The sequence below is a fragment of the Sodalis-like endosymbiont of Proechinophthirus fluctus genome (assembly GCF_001602625.1).
Lineage (GTDB): Bacteria > Pseudomonadota > Gammaproteobacteria > Enterobacterales > Enterobacteriaceae.
In genome coordinates, this window is record NZ_LECR01000078.1 from 27,380 (window position 1) to 44,017 (window position 16,638).

A 16,638-nucleotide genomic window follows, 5' to 3' on the forward strand; every position below is an offset into this window, starting at 1 on the left:
TGCGCTCGGTAGCGCCTGCTGGAACGCCTGAGAATTAGGCAGATAGGCAGTTTTGAACGCCTCGAACAGTGCCACCGGATGCTATCAAGGGCACAGGCAATCATCTATTCTGCTTCAGTGAGCATGGAAGAGAGGGGTTTTTCACAGATCACGTGTTTACCCTATCATATAAACAGCAGGTTCTGATGACAATGTGGGGCGTTGCTGGCGATATACGCCGAGTCAATCAGATCAGAGCTGGAAAAGCTGCTCCAAGGAATCAAGACACTGTTTGACCGGATAATATACCGCCAGGGCGCAGACCTGCGTCAGCTAGCTCTAATAAATGGCGGTTAATTTCAGCTTACCGATTTCATGAGCGGCACCGATAAGCTGACGGGTGATCCAATTGGTACTTATGACTGCGAAATGAATCATCCTAAACCGACAACCTGCAGATTAAGGGAGGATAACAGCAGAGTAACATGCCCATCCGGCAAGTGAATTCTCCTATACTGGGTAAAAAAACAATATAATTCCGCCGTTATTACCGCTTAACTGCATAATTTTATCATCAGGTAGGGCGTGTGGGCCTTTTTAAGCACACGTTCGGCGCAGTCCTGCTGGAATGCTATCCGCCCAGCGCGGCTAATGACACCCTAAAAGCATGAGACACAGCGGATGAATATTTGCTGCAGTCGCGCCCGCTGGCGCAGGCGATAACCAGCCCGACGCTGATTTTCAATGACACCTTCGGCGCGCTGGCCTGCACACTAAGAGCGCGCTGAAGCTGAAGGTGTCAGCGATTCGTACCTGAGCCAGCTCGCCACCCGTAATAACATGGCGTAAAACAGTCAGGCAGAACCGGTCGCCCTGCTGAACAGTCTAGCGCCTCTGCCGCCGTCTTCCCGGGCTGGTGCTGTTAAAAATTCCCCAAAACCCTCTCGCTGCTTGAATATCAACTGCAAGCCCCGTGCGCCGGGTAGCAGGCCCTGACATAATGTTCCTTGCCGCCGGCAAGGTATGCAAGATCCATAGTTCCACGCTAGCGCTGCTTAGCGACATTATCGGCACACCTCGTTGGCGCAAAAGGCGCGGCTAATTCTACAGCACTTTGGCCGAGCAGACGCCTTTATCGCCGCTGCCCTACCTTTGGCTGCTGGAGGACAATACACTGTATCGGATCCACAATCAGACCAACGTCTTCTTCCGGACATTGCTGGATATCAGTACGCGTTTTTTCCTGTCATATTTGCCTTTGCCGCAATATTCCTATTTGCCGCAAGATGTTGAGGCACACTGGTGGATCTTGGGTGCAGCAATGGTATCCTGGGATTGATGGTGCTGACGGAAAATCTGCGGGCCGAGATACATTTTGTCGATGAGTTTTATATGGCAATCGCCTCCAGCCCGCTTAATATAAGCGAAAACTGGCCGGTGGATCTGCCGCGCTGCTGATTTCAGGTTGACAATTGTTTATCGGGCGTCACGGATGACAGTGTGCAGGCCATTATCTTTAATCCGCCTTTCCACCAACAGCAGGTGATAATGGATTATATCGCCCGGCAAATGTTCTGCGATGCACGGCGCAGCCTGCAGCAGGGCAGCCGAGCTGCGCATCTTAGCCCGTGGCTAATCGTCATTTGGATTATTTTCGTCAACTTAAGCGTTTGTTTGACAACTGCCCCAGGGCTTGGGCGCCAATCAGAAATTTGAGGTGATAAAAAGCGTAAAGATGCTCCAGGAGCGCTGACAGGAGGCTCGGGTCATAATGGATTTGTTACTACGCTGGATAATCATTATACTGTGCCAAAGACCGAGGAAAGGAACAGTCATGTTGTTGCAAGAGTTAGAGATGAGTTTAGATGCGGTCTTTTCTCTGCTAGAAAACAGTATAATACAGCGCTAGCATGTGTAGCGGCAGGAGTACCATTTGTTGCAGCACCAGTTAGAGCAATGCTTGGCGCGTGAGGCGTGGCTGCGGGAGCATAACGCTATGCTGGTGGGAAAATTGAATAGCTTAGACAGCTCTCCGAATCGCAATTACCTGTTTCACAAGATAAAATTATTATCACACATATCGATGCATTAGAGAAAGAGGCCGCGGTGTTTCGCCAGTCATGCCAGGACTGATAGGCAAGGATAGGCGCTTTGTCCTATTCCCGACCGGTGTGGGTGCACCTGTGCTGTTGCCGCGTCGGGCATTATTCATTACGCCCGCGCCACTGTGCTACAGTGAACCCTGCCATGCCAGCCGCGTCCAGTTTTTTTGTTATATCTCGGATGGCGCGGCTACAAAATGGCGTATACCCTCTACCCTCCCTTAATGCACCGAGGTTTTTTCTTTGTGCAACGCTAATTGTCTTCCGGCCACTGGGCCACTGATAGTGGCCGGTGCAAGCAGCCCAACAACTGATGGAAAGATTGCGACAAACCCAGACCGTGCCCCACAGGCCTCGCGCCGCAAAAAACTGGTTCATTTTGCATCAATGCCCATTCGTCGGGATGATAGCCGTTTATTAGACAATTCAGCATAAAATTGCGGCGCAACGTCGTGGCTGCTTAAGGCGCTATCTTCGCCCAGCATTATCGTCAATTCTGTGGCCTCTTGGCAATAGTTATCAAATAGTTGCTCCTATTTCCCCGGTCCGCCCAAATGCATTTCCTTCATGGTGAGACAGTAGCAGAAGAAATTAAAGGCACGAATGGTACATTTATTACGATGCTGTAAATGTTGATGAAAAAAATAATATCGCCGGCACTTTTTTGGCACTAACTAACTAAGTGCCGCTTCTTTTAGCGGCTCAGTATCACTACCGTCCAGACTATCGAAAATAGCGAAATGTCAATACTCCTCTTTTTTTCATCGCGCAACTACCGCGCTGAAATGCTCGGTCAGCACCTATTCCCTCATAAAGACAGACGGGGACAGACATTATCGGCAACAGCAGTATCTGCCTTTCTAATAGCTGTTTTAACTTTTCTCGTACTACGTTGAGGCCTGGCCTAGAGTCAATTCATCGCACAGGTAGCGCGCAACATCTTTGATACTGTCCTGGTGGATCGGATTGTAAAGTACGGTTGAGTTCACTATTACATTGTCATAGGGCCGTGCACAGTAGCGAAATACTCTGATGCAGCACATGCCAGTCGACCTGTTCCCTTGCGTGGCGCGATGGCGCTACGCTCCGCGGGCAGCCGTCGGTTGTATTATTTGCCACTTTAAGGCCATATGACACAACGTACGTGCCAAGTGCTTCAGCGGCGGTTGCGACACCGGAATCGAGCTGGAGGCGATGGAGAAAAGAACTTTATGGGCCCCGTGTACGCCAGATGGTGCTATACCACCGTGTATTTCCCGTCTTGCACCATGCGATCATGGAGCGCGAAGGCCCAGACCTAGTTGTCTTGCTGGGAGGCTTAGATCCTTGAGCTCGCCGCATGGTTCAGGTGACGTGGCCCACAGCCGCGCAATCACATCCGCTTTATCGGCGGGGATAAAACAGTTAAAATAGTCCTCCAATGACGTTGCAGCACCTGCTTTTTGCAGAGGTGCGGCGGAAAAATTTTAGCATTGATAACAGCGGGAGAGAAAAGAACAGGTTGCATAAAGCGTGTCCCTGATTTAATAGATAAATAAGCCAATGCAAAACCCTTTCGATCGGATTACAGGTGAATCCTGGCGGTGTTAATGTATTTCGGCTTGGCAACTCGCGTTAATAAAAGAAAATATACATAGTAAAAAATTTTTAATATATTGAATAATTTTATTAAATTAACATTTAATTAATAATGTATTTGATGACGATCGACACCTGTCACGCCTGTTTTCTCATCAGTAATGTAGCTTATTTTTTTACCTAGAATATTGTCTCGATAAATAAAAATAAGGTTAAAAATTTAACGCAGGAAATCACTTACTACAAACCGGCTCAAGCTGCGTAAAAATTTCACTTCCAACGAAATGTGTTGAGGATAAAAATTTTTAAGTAGAGGGTTGCTAGATTAAACTATCGCGGCTTACCAATCGGTAGCGGGAGCATCAGGATCTGAGACTGGCAAGGGCCATGTGGCGGCTATACGCAACTTGTTATCATTCGAGTAAGGATGCGGATATATTGTAAGTCGAAATCAAAATGTATCTCACCCCGCAGATTTTAACCTGCCCGACTGGCATGCGGAACGGGTCCCGTACAAAGGCGGCCTGCAATTTCCGTTAACCACCGGCCGCACAGCTGACGTCACTGAATTGATAATCGACGATAAAGCGTTTTCTACCTTCCATAAGCATACCGGGCCGCAGGCGGGGACATCAAGATCTGGTTTAAACCAACCAATATCCAAGAAAGACGTTCCCGCATCATAGATTTCACCCTTGATAAGGTTACTTGCCAGGAGTTTTCGAGCGTTTGTTGTTGACTTTGATTACGTATGTTCGGGCCGGAAAACATATCTCCCTGACCGCTAGTAAGCTATTCCAGACAGATGCCAGTATCCATCAGGCACTTGGCCACTAAATCAGATAAATCAGAAGGGTATAAATCTCTTTTATAGTGCAATGAAAGATTGCTAGCTGTGATACAAAGATGTTTACAATACTAGATTTTATTATAAAAACCATATTGTTATAGAATTCTGTTCAATACTACACCGCCGCCTCCCACTTTAAAATTTATACTTTAACATAGTATGGTTTTCGCAAAGATATATTATCTTTTTTAAATTATTATTGTCATCGCTTAGATTAACGCCTAGTTTTAACTGCTTATTCTTCTCTTTTATTCATAAAGAATGATGCCTTATTTTGCTAGAATTTTCAATTAACAGTTTTTCATTGTCCAACTATAATGGCGATGCCGTAAAAAATGGCAAATAAAAGGCTGCTATGAGCCGATATGCCGGCTGGAGTGATTCGCCTATTTTGAAGGATTAATTGTTCTTAGGTTTTATCTCCATGTGCAATGATTTTCATTGATGCTTATTGACGCAGGAGCGACAGCGTCATTATCCGAAATTTTTGCTCTCGGTGCGAGAATGCAGACACTAAACACTGAAAACAAGGCAGAAACGTATAGCAGCGGATCAACACTGATTTAATTCGACGACAGCTCGAGGATGCAGGCGTTGGACAAAATCATTAGGATGGTGCAAATGTCTTCGCCAGCATTCCCTGCAAGCTGTGATTGATTTCTTGTCAAGCACTTCCTCAGCGCAATTAATCAGGCGAAGAGCCCCATTATGGCTGTGGTAGAGACGCCGAAATCATTTTTCGTGTCTTATTATAGAAACTAAAGAAATTTTATGGAAATAAATTGCTCTATTTTAAAAGAATCTTCTCTGGCTCACCTCTATGATTCCGCTGCTGTATCGCGCCTATTTCCTTTTTTATATGAATGAATGCGGATGAATAGTGGTTTCGATTTTACAATTTCAACGCTATAAACATGATATTTCGCCTGATGTATTGGCATCTCTATTTTATTCGGTTAATGTGACAATTTACAAAAAAATCATGTTATAATGAAAATGGTCGATGGACCTCACGTTTGATAAGTTTGTGCTGTTAGAGTGAATGGAGTTAATAGCTAGATTGACGACTGCAGTAGAATATCGTGAAAAAGACAAGCAGATAGCTTTGATGATAATAGATGAAATTACGTATAACATCTTGAATATAGTTAAAATAGAGAGAGGTTGACCTTATAGAAAATTACTTTTTGCGCTATTTTCTGGCATGATCTGATAATCTACTGGAGGTGACCAACATGTTTTTTAACAGCAAAAAGATGATATTCTAATCATCGATTGAAAAAAATTTCATGCTGATTTTTATCATATAATTTTATTAATATAATTTTCGGTTTTACCGATCAGGAGAGTAAGCGTTGATGGATTGTTCTAATCCTCATAATTGTTAATCGCTTACCCAACAGAGATTAATCCCTATTGTTCCCTCTTGGTGATAGATGCACAACAATAATTGATAAATATATCAATATACGATGCCACGCTGTGCTAACCAGCGTAGGATAACTTGAGCGATACTTTTGCCATATTGGTTAGCGATAAGCTATCAGCCGCAGGTGGTGAAATATCTCCTGACACTCTTTAGCGAAAGGGGCTCAGGCTTGTGGTTGAATGTCTTTGCTTTATCATCTAAGTAACGGCATTAGGTTGCGCATGGAAAGGGTTAATTTCCACCTGGTTAACCACGCCGAGGGAAAGTGGTTGAACGCCATAATATCGGCAAGGCGATCGGGATAGAAATTGCTCACTCCAACCGCTAGAATCTTACCCTCCTGATACGACTTCTCCCGACCCGACCGCCAAGCACCGTGGATATCACAGTAGGGCTGATGAATCAGGTACAGATCCAAATAGTCAAGATACAGGCGATTAAAAGATCCCTTGAATTGCGCCTTAAATCCCCTCATAGTAGGCATCCTACAGCCAAAGTTTGGTGGTAACAAACAGCTCATGACGCGCGGTAATTCGTTTTATTTTAATGTGTTGCCTACCTGAATTTTATTTTCATAGGAAAAGTCGGTATCTGTTATCTATTAGGCGATAACTTACGGTAATGTTATCCGAAACCACGCGCTCGCATTTGGCAGGATCAGAGAGTTGGTAGACGCTAAATCCCGCCAGAGACACATGGCGCACCGTTGTGCTATGCATCAGGTTTTCCTATTTGTTTCATCCTTTCCAGACGCCGGCGGGTTTGCACTCAGTGGCGAAAGCGTCAGAGCCTGTCTTGCCAAGATTGGCATAGGAAAATGATACGTGAACCAGCGACAGCCCATTAGCCTCCTGTAACCGCTATTACGCTATTAATTGCTATTACGCTATTAATTGGTGTTAGCGATCGGGTTTGCATAAAATCGCCTAGTTTTACTGGTTGCAGTAAGTATTTTCTTATAGTTCGTTATAACGCTTGTTATCTTTGTCTTTTCCTGGTCACTGAATCGCTCAAGCTTAGCGGAAAGGTACACTCCACCTTAAGAGACATTAAATCGCGGCAAAAATGCGGCGCTTCGCCAAATTAAATAAAAAGCACTAAATGCCTGGCTAAATTTTCCCTGCCGTCCGCAGTTGTACACCGGACAAGATCAAGCGGATCCTGTTGCTACGTCTGGACGATAAAATTAGTGATATAATTATTACCCATTGGCACTGGCTGATAATTGGCCGACAATGGTTATCACATCTCAGTACTGACCTGTCTCCCACGTGTCAGATATTACTAGCCTGTTGTGATGCAGTACATCAAGCGTACCGATGAGATAAACGGATGTCGCTGAAGGTCCTGCCCCAAGCAGCGCTTTGATGTAATCATCGACTCTGATGATGTAGTAAGCTATGAAGGGCTAAGGCTCCGCTTGCTGCCTGGTGCCGCGTTATGTCATCAATTTCAATAAACAGAGTTCGTCGCCGTATGCGCCCTAAGCTGGCTTGGTGAGACAGTGAACGGCATATCACCGAACGACATCGAGCGGTATCGACACTGTTCAATTTACCGCCAGTGCTGTTTCTCTATATTCTGTCTGGCGCGATTCCCTCCGACCATCGCTGCTCTGGCGCCTTATTTATCACGACCCGCCAAAGAATGGTTTATTGCCATTAATCTGTTTACCGGCGCCGAAGATAAAGATTTTCCCTGCGAGCAGGTAGAAAGTTTGATCGCCCATTTACGCCGGCGCGAAGTATGTATTCGCGTGTTTTTGATCGGCCGCGGCGATTTTCTTAATCACTAGGGGATCGCCTATAGCACCATCAATACGGCGATGGAGATCGTGCGCAGCGCCGATCTAATGGTCATCACAGATACATCCATTATGCATATGACCTGCACTTTCAACACCCTGTTGGTCGTGGTATACAACACGCGTCGGCCTAAAGACAACAGGCTGGTAGGCTATAGCATCTGGGCATCGCATTACGATTAATATGGTACAGTTGGTCACCGATCGCGTTCTGCGGTACGAGACTTGCACGATAAACTGGCCTACATGACCCGCTTGCTGGCGTCGTCTACCACCGTCGCCATGGGAAATTAGGTGGAGGACTCGCGGCTTGCCGGCGCTGAACCATCACCGCTAGCGATAGCCAAATCAAAATCTACGTCTTGAGTGGATTGCATATCATAAATATGTCCTGCGAGGCGATAAACAGTAACATGAACATATACAGCACCGCGTCCAGGTGATATCCCGACCTATATACACGTAGAGTGTAGCGTAGGCCGACGCCGAGCAGCAGCGCCCAACAACACTAGGCCGACGGCTGATTCCCTTGTGAAGCATGCTGAGATAGGCTCTATGGGCAGTATGATATGTATGCTATCGTAAATTGACGAAGTTCAGCTCGTGGTTAAAAACCAGCCTGAACTGGGGATGTTAACCGCTTCCGTTAAAAACGGTGCCAGATGCTGATGCGAAAGTACGGATTCATTGCTCAGGCTATCAAAACGCAACAACAACAGCTCACCGGCGGGGTGAAAATTAGCTGGCGTCGCCAATAAGACTAGCACTAGAGCCAGTAAGGAACCGCGGCTTTGAGGCATTATCAGTATGCCATCGGGAATGACTTGCCAGCAAGAGATAGCCGACAATTCGCCATTCCCACGCGATTATCGTCGCTAAGCATAATGGCGATGGAATCACGTTATCAGGCCCGGGATTGAAGTCGGAGACTTTGCGAAAATAAAGGATCTTGCCGGCATTGGTGGCGACAGTAAATACCGATAACGCTGTAACCTCGGAGATTACGGCGATTATCACCGTATAGCGACTATAATTTTGCAGCACCAACGACCCCCCAGTAATAAGGTGAAGATAATCAAGTATAGTCCGTAGGTCAACGTAAGGGATGTTTGCCTCGCGTCGCCGCCAGACATTGCTAACGGTGAAATAGATCGCAAACAGGGCTATCAGGCTTCAACCTTTGTAACGTTATCAGATCCTGCTGTAGGTTACAGAGCTTCCCCTGTGCATCAAAAAACTGACAAACAGCAGCACGCAGAACATATGGAATAGGTTATTGACATTAGTAACACTCACTGCAAAACAGCATTTTGAAAAAAAAGAACGCTGTGAACATCATCAGCCCGGCATTCCTGTCGTCTCCTCCCTTTCACCTCTAGGCCGCCGGCGCAGCGATAAATTCGTCAACGCTAATGGCTCAATGCTCACGCTGATCCGCCTGCTGATCAGGGGATATCCAGCCGCATTTCGTCTGTTTCTGCTAGGGTAATCGGCAAGATGTCAATCATTTATCTCACTGTGAAAAATGCAGATCTCCTTATTTTTACAGATGTTTTCCTACGATAGCATTTAGCGTTCTCTTACGCACCACGTAGCCTTTGATAGCTGATTCTCAGTATCCTTCGGGGTCACACCGACTTGTGTGTCGATAAGGCTTATGCCGGCCCTGTGCTACGGCTTACAGGGAGGACATCTCCACTGAGTTAGGTGAAACCAAAGGATAGGTCGGTTGGCGCAACCGTGTTCTGCCACCCGCGCTGCGGATGACATGGCCGTAAACGGTAGCGTGATCGGCCATGGCTATTGCGCGGAGGAGACGTTACGATAAAAACCACTATTAGATTGACTAAATCCGGGGTATTTGATCAGTCAAGTCTTTTAGACAAAAATGAATAGGGTAAGCATGAGACCATACCAGGAAATTGGGCAAGAAACTACGCGATGCCATTTCTAGAGGAGCTTTCAAACCTAGCTATAAATTGCCCGCGGAACGCGATCTAGCGGTGCAATTTGAGGTCAGTCGCAGCGTCGTCAGAGTAAGACTCACCCTGATGGAACTGGAATAATGCGTCAAAATCCGCAAAAATTCCAGCGTCTATGTTCTGCTACCATCACCTGAAACGACATTATCGATGGAGCCTTTGTCTAACAACGTGAGCTGCGGCGTGTTTGAGCTATTACAGGCAGGTAGTTTATGGAAGGTGAAATGGTCCCATTTGCCGTACTCCAGGCGAACAGAAACGACATTCAGGAGCTACGTAAAGCGATCGAGCTGGAACGGGAGAGAAGCACTCTTCTTCCGGCGTCATTGCCGATGATACGGATGAGTATTTCCACTATTTCGTGGCGGCGGAGAGCGAAGACACAAAATATCTCATTGGTGGTCATAATGTAATAGAGCTAGAGATTGCGCAACCGGTCCGGTATGTGACTCAACCAACATCGTGACACTAGCGATTTCAGCGCATGGTGGGAGGGTATAAAGATCGTTTATCTATTGTACAAGTGATTCAGTGCCGAGACGCTCGCGGAGCGAAGTGAACAATGTAGAAATTATATTGAAATTGTAAAAAATAAAATGCTCAAGCTGGCAGACGACACCGCGGCGGTTGATTTCGACCGCTATATTTTTACGTCTACACCTCTGAATAGTGACTGATCACGCAGCGGCTAAAATTTTTTAGTCCGGAATGATGATTTCCCATATCAAGTCAGACTAATTATACGTTCCGCTTTACATAATCAGTTCAAGCGACTTTACCATTAAATTAAGTTGCTATTATGTTCACCTCGTGCTTTCTGATCTCTCAAATGAGAGAAATAAAAAGAATACCATATTTGCATAATAAATAATAAGCATGACAGTTTTTGCTGTGCTTCATGCTGTCGTCCCCCATATGTTCACTTCGCCGTTCTCATTAATGCACGGTATCGCTATCGCCAAAATAAGAGAGAGCGTCATGTATAATTATAGACTTACAAAATACGATCCACTCGAAAAAATCATCACCTTCGATGATTTTAATCATGGCCATAATAGTTATCTAGACTTGAGACAAAATTTTTTAAATCCAGTTTCGCGCTATATTCTGAATAAATCGACCTTATTCATTTTCATTGGAAACCGAAAAAGCTCTCGTCTGCCACCTTTCGGATGATGGGCACCCATGACGCAGTGAGCTGAAGCCGATATTTGAAGTTAACCATGCGCGCCAACCTCTACGTCAACAGCGCAGATAGGGTACAGATCAAACGCTAGCAATATTTTCGGGTAAGCAAGGGTGTTGATCAACGGTGCTGGAATTACAGTCATGACAGCTGGCATAAAGTTAGAACGATGAGCAATGGTATGGGCAACGTCAGGCTGATAGCTCGAGCGACGGATTTCAATGGATTGAGGGAGGGGATCAGGATCTTGTTGCTAATGAAGCGGATGACAAAATTAATTGGATGTATTTACAGTTAACTATTGATATTTCTCTGCGAGAATACGTAGAATTACAATGCATGGATAACATTATAGATCTCCGCAGAAAAAACAGCCAACACTATCCCATACATATAAAGGCATTAGCGAATTATTAAATCATATTTTTTATTGAAACCGGAGAAAACCGTCGAGTTTTTATTTACCTTGACTCTGTAGTGATTTCTACCGATGGTTACGTTAACCCTGCCAAGTAAGGAATATAATAACGAGAGAGTTTTATACCTCAATCATTGAACTGTGCCAGCCGATGAGCCGGCAATTTTCTAGTGAACCTTATGAATGCGGTTGGGCAAATGAAGTTCTATTCTTTTTGACGGTGCATCTATATCTGGCCGACTTCAACACGATAATGGTCAGGCTAAAAATTTTTCCTAACGGCGTGTATTGGGTCAATGTACCCGGTGACACCACCCTCATCAGCGAACCTGGATTGACTACCATAGCGCAATCTCATTTTTTGGGATGGTTTCGCCTTGAAATCTCCCTAGATGGCGTCGCACAAACGGCGATGATCACACTGCATTTGGCATTGAAATTGAAGGGGTATTTTATGTCCGATCCAAAACATTCTTCCCTGGCCTCGATGGTGGTAATGTTCTTAAGTGGTAAGACGTTGCGCTTTATGGTATGGCTAGCGCGCTAATTTTTCCCTATGTATTTTTCCGGAAATGAGCGCCGCTTACGGTGTTCTCGCTTCCTTGTGTCACTTTCTGCGTTGGTTTTTTCGCGTGCCCCTTTAGCGGTTTGATTATCGGTTCACTAGGTAATAAAATGGGGGTCAGGGGTATGATTTTTACCCTGGTGCTCATGGCTGTCTACACCACGCTTATCGGGGTGATACTGGCCTATTATACTGTTGGCCTATGGGTACTGATACTGCTGGTTATCTGCCGAATTGGGCAGAGGTTTGCTGCGGGCGGTAAATTCTCAGGCGCTATATTTAATATCCGCCGATCATGCGGAAAAAAACCTAGGCATGTTCTCTTCGATTTCCAGCGTGGGTAATGCGTTGTGGTCGATAATCGCGGGTATCGCCATTATCGCCGTCCAGAAAATGCTAAAAGAAGAGATTATTATCTGGGGATAATTTCCCCTTTGTCGCTTTATTTGTCATCGGTATTTTCGTTATTTGGATACGGATGGGATATCCGAAAGCTAGGAATTCAACAATGCCGCCAAGGCGATACATCCCGCAAAACGCCTGCCGCTTTTTGAAGTTATTCAGCGTAACTCACGTAATTTTATCGATGCTTTTCCTTTCTACTCAGCATCTGGCCGAACGTCACTTCCTATTTGTCCTCGGCATTTGCGATTACTTACCTTATAGAGCACATCGCCGTTGATAAGAGCGTAGGTGTCATGGGGTGATGATTTGTAACTTTATCAAATTCATTACTGTTCCCTCGGCCGGCTCTTTGAGTGATAAGTTTGGCACCAAAATTTTGGGTCGGGGAGTTCGGGCTAGTGGTATTAATGGTGCCGTTCTTCTTATTGCTGAGTACCGGAAAATAGGGCCTGATTTGGCTGGGGATATTCCTGATTTATTGTTTGTGCAACGATGCTATGTGTGCCGCACAGTCGGCTATGATTTAGGAGGTTTTTCCTCCTTCATATACCATACACGCTACACCGGTATGGTAAGCAGCTGGGGTTTGCGGGCACCCTCTCTGGAGGAACATTACCGTTTATGCCGTCGCACTGTAAAGTAGTGACGACAGGAATAGCCGATTGCCGTTTATGCTATTTCACTGGAGATTCTGACCACGTTAGAAGTATTGCTGCTAAATCAGGGATATCACGCTGGAAAGACCAGCCAAGGCGCAACGAGAAAATGGCCGCGAAGTATTGATACTCGTCCGTTTAGCGGGAGAGCATCACGGTTAACTTCTTCTTGTCGCTGGCCAATTTGCGGCACTGGCGGATATGGTTTTTTGGGACACATATGAAAGAGAAATCGTGTTGCCTCATACGTAGACGCAACCGGTTGATGCCTAGCGTTATGATAGGTAAAGTAATGCCGAGTTCCTTAACCTATTTATATACTGCTCATAGGATATAGGTTCCTTTGAAAATGCCGTCCACAAATATATTCTGCGGCTTTTTCAGATAAGGCACACCTGAACTGTGGGCTATAGGTTACCTTTAACTGCACCTGAGTGTCTTGCTAAAATAGCATCTTGTCGGGAATAGCAGTGTATTGATAAATTATTTATTATCATCAGTATATGGTGGCTAAGTAACTTCACGATTTGAAAATTCAATTGATTGTATGTTATTAGCATTCGCTGTCGTTAAATCAATCTCGACCTCGGTGATTGCTAGCATGTTCGTCAAATATATCATTTTGGCAAAATGATATATCGCATCACTTTCGGTTAAGTGCCACTAGTCAGAATAGCATTTTTAATTATCGTCGTGAATTTCTACATAATAAAATTTATTATGCGTGGATAAAAGCAAGATTACCTTGCCATTGAGTTGATAAGATTTATCTTGTTTGGTTATCCATAAATATGATAGTGTTAAAGAAGAAAAGTGAAAATTAAAATATGAAATTTATTCATGATAAATACTATTATTTCTATTGATTTAATCACCAAGCGTCAAAGAAACTTTTCTGTGTGATTCACATTCTGCTATCTACTATTTATTATCTAATTTTTTCATCCTAAGTAAATTTAAGAAGTAAATTAAAAGCGACTTAAGCATAGATTGACCTTTTTGAGAAAATCACGGTGTAACAGAGTGGGTTAGAGTGTTGGGACGTGTATTGATATACAAGTAACTATTTTTATATGTTCATTAATGGTTGTTGGGATCTCCAGCATCATCAATCCTAAATATTAATATTGGAAATATATTCCCATTCTTATTTTTCTATAAGAAACGTACTAGTATTTGAATGTAAAAGCATTAGAAATGTCAAAAATTATTTTTTTGTAATTATTGATTTTAAGTAAACCTAAGACTAGGGTATACGCTAATAGTTTTCTTGATTAGAGTGTATAAAATGCCTCTCTAGCGCACATTCAACTTAACTTAAATAGTTTATCGCCATTTCACACAAAACTTCAAGCACTTCCGTTAGAGAAACGAATATCTATTTCTCTTCTGCACCAAATCATGTTGACTATTTAGTATGCGCCAACAACTTTTCATTTTCTTCAATAAAATTATTGATGCTTTTTATATAACAAATGTTTTAGCAGCCTGGATTAAAATCTATAGAAAACTGTCTAGCATAAGGACGTCGTTTCCTTTAGCTCAGTGAAGTAGATTGAGCGATGTTTTGATAATATCTGAATTAGGGGAGGTTGGGCCTCAGGATCGCTTTACTACCAAAGGTTTTGATAAAAGAAAAAACTACTGATAAAAAATAACTTAACTAACTGATTATAATTTTAATTTTTGTGGCCCCTGCTGGACTTGAACCAGCGACTAAGCGATTATGAGTCGCCTGCTCTAACCACTGAGCTAAGGGGCCAAGTAGGCTTTGATTATAAATGATAGCGCTAACGGGATCTATAATCACCTCCGATATAGCTGGATGATTTATCGCCGTTTTTTTTGGTTAAAATTATTAACTATCCGGCGCTAGGGCTAGAAATAAATTAGATAAATCAATAATAAAAGATATTCCTATGTAATGGCTACGGGTAGTATTTTGCGGCATCAATCCGTAGCTATCCAGTGCACATAAAGAGGTGCATTTCTCGAATCCCAACCCATTTCTAGAAAACTATCCGTATGGCGGAACTTATGGCATGTCAGGCTTTGGCCCCGGAGGAAGAAAAGCGACTACTAAAGATCGGTTGCGGGATTACCATGCTGGTGGAGCTACCCACGAACCGAAGCCTCTGAGCTGTCACAGGTGGCCTATCACACCTTTGCCGACACGTCCCCTCCCATCTGATGGACGATTTGCACGCGGGCCTATACCACAGTTTAAGCGACGACTAATAAAAAACCTCGCGAGTATCCGCAGGGTTTTTTCGTGCATTTGCAGGATTGGAAAGGCTAGCCAGACTGGACTTAATCGTCTAGGAAGCTGCGCAAGACTTCAGACCGGCTCGGGTGGCGCAGTTTACGCAGCGCTTTCGCTTCGATCTGACGAATACGCTCACGGGTGACGTCAAACTGTTTGCCAACTTCTTCTAGCGTATGGTCGGTATTCATATCGATACCAAAGCGCATGCGCAAAACCTTGGCTTCGCGCGCGGTAAGACCGGCTAATACATCATGGGTCGCTGAGCGCAGGCTCTCGGAGGTGGCGGAATCCAGCGGCAGCTCTAGGGTGGTATCCTCGATGAAATCTCCCAGATGCGAATCTTCATCGTCGCCTATAGGCGTTTCCATAGAGATAGGCTCTTTGGAGATCTTCAGTACCTTACGGATCTTATCTTCCGGCATCAGCATGCGTTCGGCTAGCTCTTCAGGTGTCGGTTCGCGTCCCATTTCCTGCAGCATCTGCCGGGAGATACGGTTGAGCTTGTTGATGGTCTCAATCATATGTACCGGGATACGGATGGTGCGCGCCTGATCTGCGATAGAGCGGGTGATGGCCTGGCGGATCCACCAGGTGGCGTAGGTCGAGAACTTGTAGCCGCGACGGTATTCAAATTTGTCTACTGCCTTCATCAAACCGATGTTACCTTCCTGGATCAGATCCAGGAACTGTAGTCCGCGGTTAGTGTATTTTTTGGCGATGGAAATAACCAGACGCAGGTTCGCCTCGACCATTTCTTTCTTGGCACGTCGCGCCTTGGCTTCGCCGATCGACATGCGGCGGTTGATATCTTTCATCTGTTCGATAGTCAGACCGGTTTCTTCTTCAATCTGCTGTAGCTTCTGTAGGCTGCGATGCACGTCATCATCGACTTCATGCAGTTTTTCCGACCAGGGCTTATTCATCGCCAACGCGGCTTTGAACCAGCTTTCACTAGTTTCATTACCGGCGAACAGAGTGACGAAGTTTTTCTTTGGCATCTTGCTGATTTCGACGCACAGTTTCATGATCAAACGTTCCTGGGCCCGCACGCGATCCATCATGGCGCGCATGCTATTGACCAGGTAATCGAACTGTTTCGGAACCAAGCGGAACTGTTTGAACACGTCGGAAAGATTCCGAGTCTCTGCAGCCGACTTGGCATGTCTGCGCCCATTGGTTTTGATAGCATTACGGGTAATTTCGTACTGCTCACGCAGCTCGACAAATTTCTGGCGCGCCAGCTCCGGATCGATGCTGTTATCGTCGTCCGCGCTGTCGTCGGCGCCATCCTCTTCATCTTCCTCGTCATCATCAGCGATTTCTTCGGCGGAAAGTTCAGAGCCGATATGGGTTGCGGTGGGCGCCATATCTTCTTCCGCATTGGGATCGACAAAGCCGGTGATAAGATCGGATAGGCG

The 16,638-nt window shown here is 45.0% G+C and carries 12 protein-coding genes, 1 tRNA gene and 3 pseudogenes; 10 read left to right on the top strand and 6 right to left on the bottom strand.

The genetic code is table 11. The features are described from left to right. Positions 1–417: pseudogene (locus tag BG74_RS17920) on the bottom strand (Gfo/Idh/MocA family protein); the annotation flags it as partial. A gap of 251 nt (positions 418–668) precedes the next feature. Here BG74_RS17920 and BG74_RS21205 point away from each other — a divergent pair. From BG74_RS21205 to BG74_RS19825, 3 genes and pseudogenes are all read left to right on the top strand, one after another. Then, positions 669–767 carry a hypothetical protein gene (locus BG74_RS21205; RefSeq protein ID WP_501037424.1) on the top strand — a complete coding sequence of 33 codons (99 nt, stop codon included), beginning with the start codon at positions 669–671 and terminating at the stop codon, positions 765–767. A 326-nt stretch (positions 768–1,093) separates the two neighbouring features. Next, positions 1,094–1,318, top strand: coding sequence for a hypothetical protein (locus tag BG74_RS17925; protein ID WP_066597643.1), 225 nt, complete (start codon positions 1,094–1,096; stop codon positions 1,316–1,318). Then, positions 1,318–1,695, top strand: a pseudogene (locus BG74_RS19825) (methyltransferase). Before BG74_RS17925 ends, BG74_RS19825 begins: the two are co-directional and overlap by 1 nt. Positions 1,696–2,334: 639 nt before the next feature. Here BG74_RS19825 and BG74_RS14005 read toward each other — a convergent pair. Next, positions 2,335–2,514: a hypothetical protein gene (locus BG74_RS14005; protein ID WP_187202781.1), complete on the bottom strand. Its 180-nt coding sequence runs from the start codon at positions 2,512–2,514 to the stop codon at positions 2,335–2,337. Positions 2,515–6,131: 3,617 nt separating this feature from the next. Further along, entirely contained in the window at positions 6,132–6,458 is a 327-nt protein-coding gene (locus tag BG74_RS20840) for an aldo/keto reductase (protein WP_439895711.1), read from the bottom strand. A 984-nt stretch (positions 6,459–7,442) separates the two neighbouring features. On the opposite strand from BG74_RS20840, the gene BG74_RS07770 reads away from it, so the two are divergent. After that, on the top strand, positions 7,443–7,733 hold the full coding sequence (locus tag BG74_RS07770) for a hypothetical protein (RefSeq protein ID WP_066597645.1): 291 nt from the start codon (positions 7,443–7,445) through the stop codon (positions 7,731–7,733). Positions 7,734–8,480: 747 nt separating this feature from the next. Here BG74_RS07770 and BG74_RS14015 read toward each other — a convergent pair. Then, positions 8,481–8,786 carry a hypothetical protein gene (locus BG74_RS14015; protein WP_187202782.1) on the bottom strand — a complete coding sequence of 102 codons (306 nt, stop codon included), beginning with the start codon at positions 8,784–8,786 and terminating at the stop codon, positions 8,481–8,483. 232 nt (positions 8,787–9,018) lie between these two features. Here BG74_RS14015 and BG74_RS07780 point away from each other — a divergent pair, with 232 nt between their 5' ends. The 6 genes and pseudogenes from BG74_RS07780 to BG74_RS07795 all read left to right on the top strand — a co-directional run bounded on the left by BG74_RS07780 (position 9,019) and on the right by BG74_RS07795 (position 12,319). Beyond that, on the top strand, positions 9,019–9,231 hold the full coding sequence (locus BG74_RS07780) for a hypothetical protein (protein WP_066597648.1): 213 nt from the start codon (positions 9,019–9,021) through the stop codon (positions 9,229–9,231). A gap of 433 nt (positions 9,232–9,664) precedes the next feature. Next, on the top strand, positions 9,665–9,808 hold the full coding sequence (locus BG74_RS11455; RefSeq protein WP_187202783.1) for a GntR family transcriptional regulator: 144 nt from the start codon (positions 9,665–9,667) through the stop codon (positions 9,806–9,808). Between the two features lie 894 nt (positions 9,809–10,702). Then, positions 10,703–10,900, top strand: coding sequence for a DUF6772 family protein (locus tag BG74_RS19830; RefSeq protein WP_369678540.1), 198 nt, complete (start codon positions 10,703–10,705; stop codon positions 10,898–10,900). 235 nt (positions 10,901–11,135) lie between these two features. Then, a pseudogene (locus BG74_RS19835) lies at positions 11,136–11,426 on the top strand (DUF6772 family protein). Between the two features lie 116 nt (positions 11,427–11,542). Then, on the top strand, positions 11,543–11,875 hold the full coding sequence (locus BG74_RS07790) for a hypothetical protein (protein ID WP_066597652.1): 333 nt from the start codon (positions 11,543–11,545) through the stop codon (positions 11,873–11,875). Positions 11,876–12,139: 264 nt separating this feature from the next. Further along, the gene (locus BG74_RS07795; protein WP_066597653.1) at positions 12,140–12,319 is read left to right on the top strand and encodes a hypothetical protein; all 180 of its coding nucleotides are present in this window, start codon (positions 12,140–12,142) and stop codon (positions 12,317–12,319) included. A gap of 2,324 nt (positions 12,320–14,643) precedes the next feature. Here the strand turns inward: BG74_RS07795 and BG74_RS07800 are convergent. Both BG74_RS07800 and rpoD read right to left on the bottom strand, forming a co-directional pair. Then, positions 14,644–14,716 (bottom strand) — tRNA-Ile (locus BG74_RS07800). Positions 14,717–15,264: 548 nt separating this feature from the next. Then, on the bottom strand, positions 15,265–16,638 hold a 1,374-nt coding region (gene rpoD / locus BG74_RS07805; RefSeq protein ID WP_066597655.1), incomplete at its 5' end, for an RNA polymerase sigma factor RpoD.

What these genes read in the sequence shown, in the direction of transcription:
- BG74_RS14005 (WP_187202781.1), bottom strand. Translation starts at nt 2,514, where the DNA reads ATGCTGAATTGTCTAATAAACGGCTATCATCCCGACGAATGGGCATTG.
- BG74_RS20840 (WP_439895711.1), bottom strand. Translation starts at nt 6,458, where the DNA reads ATGAGCTGTTTGTTACCACCAAACTTTGGCTGTAGGATGCCTACTATG.
- BG74_RS19830 (WP_369678540.1), top strand. Translation starts at nt 10,703, where the DNA reads ATGTATAATTATAGACTTACAAAATACGATCCACTCGAAAAAATCATC.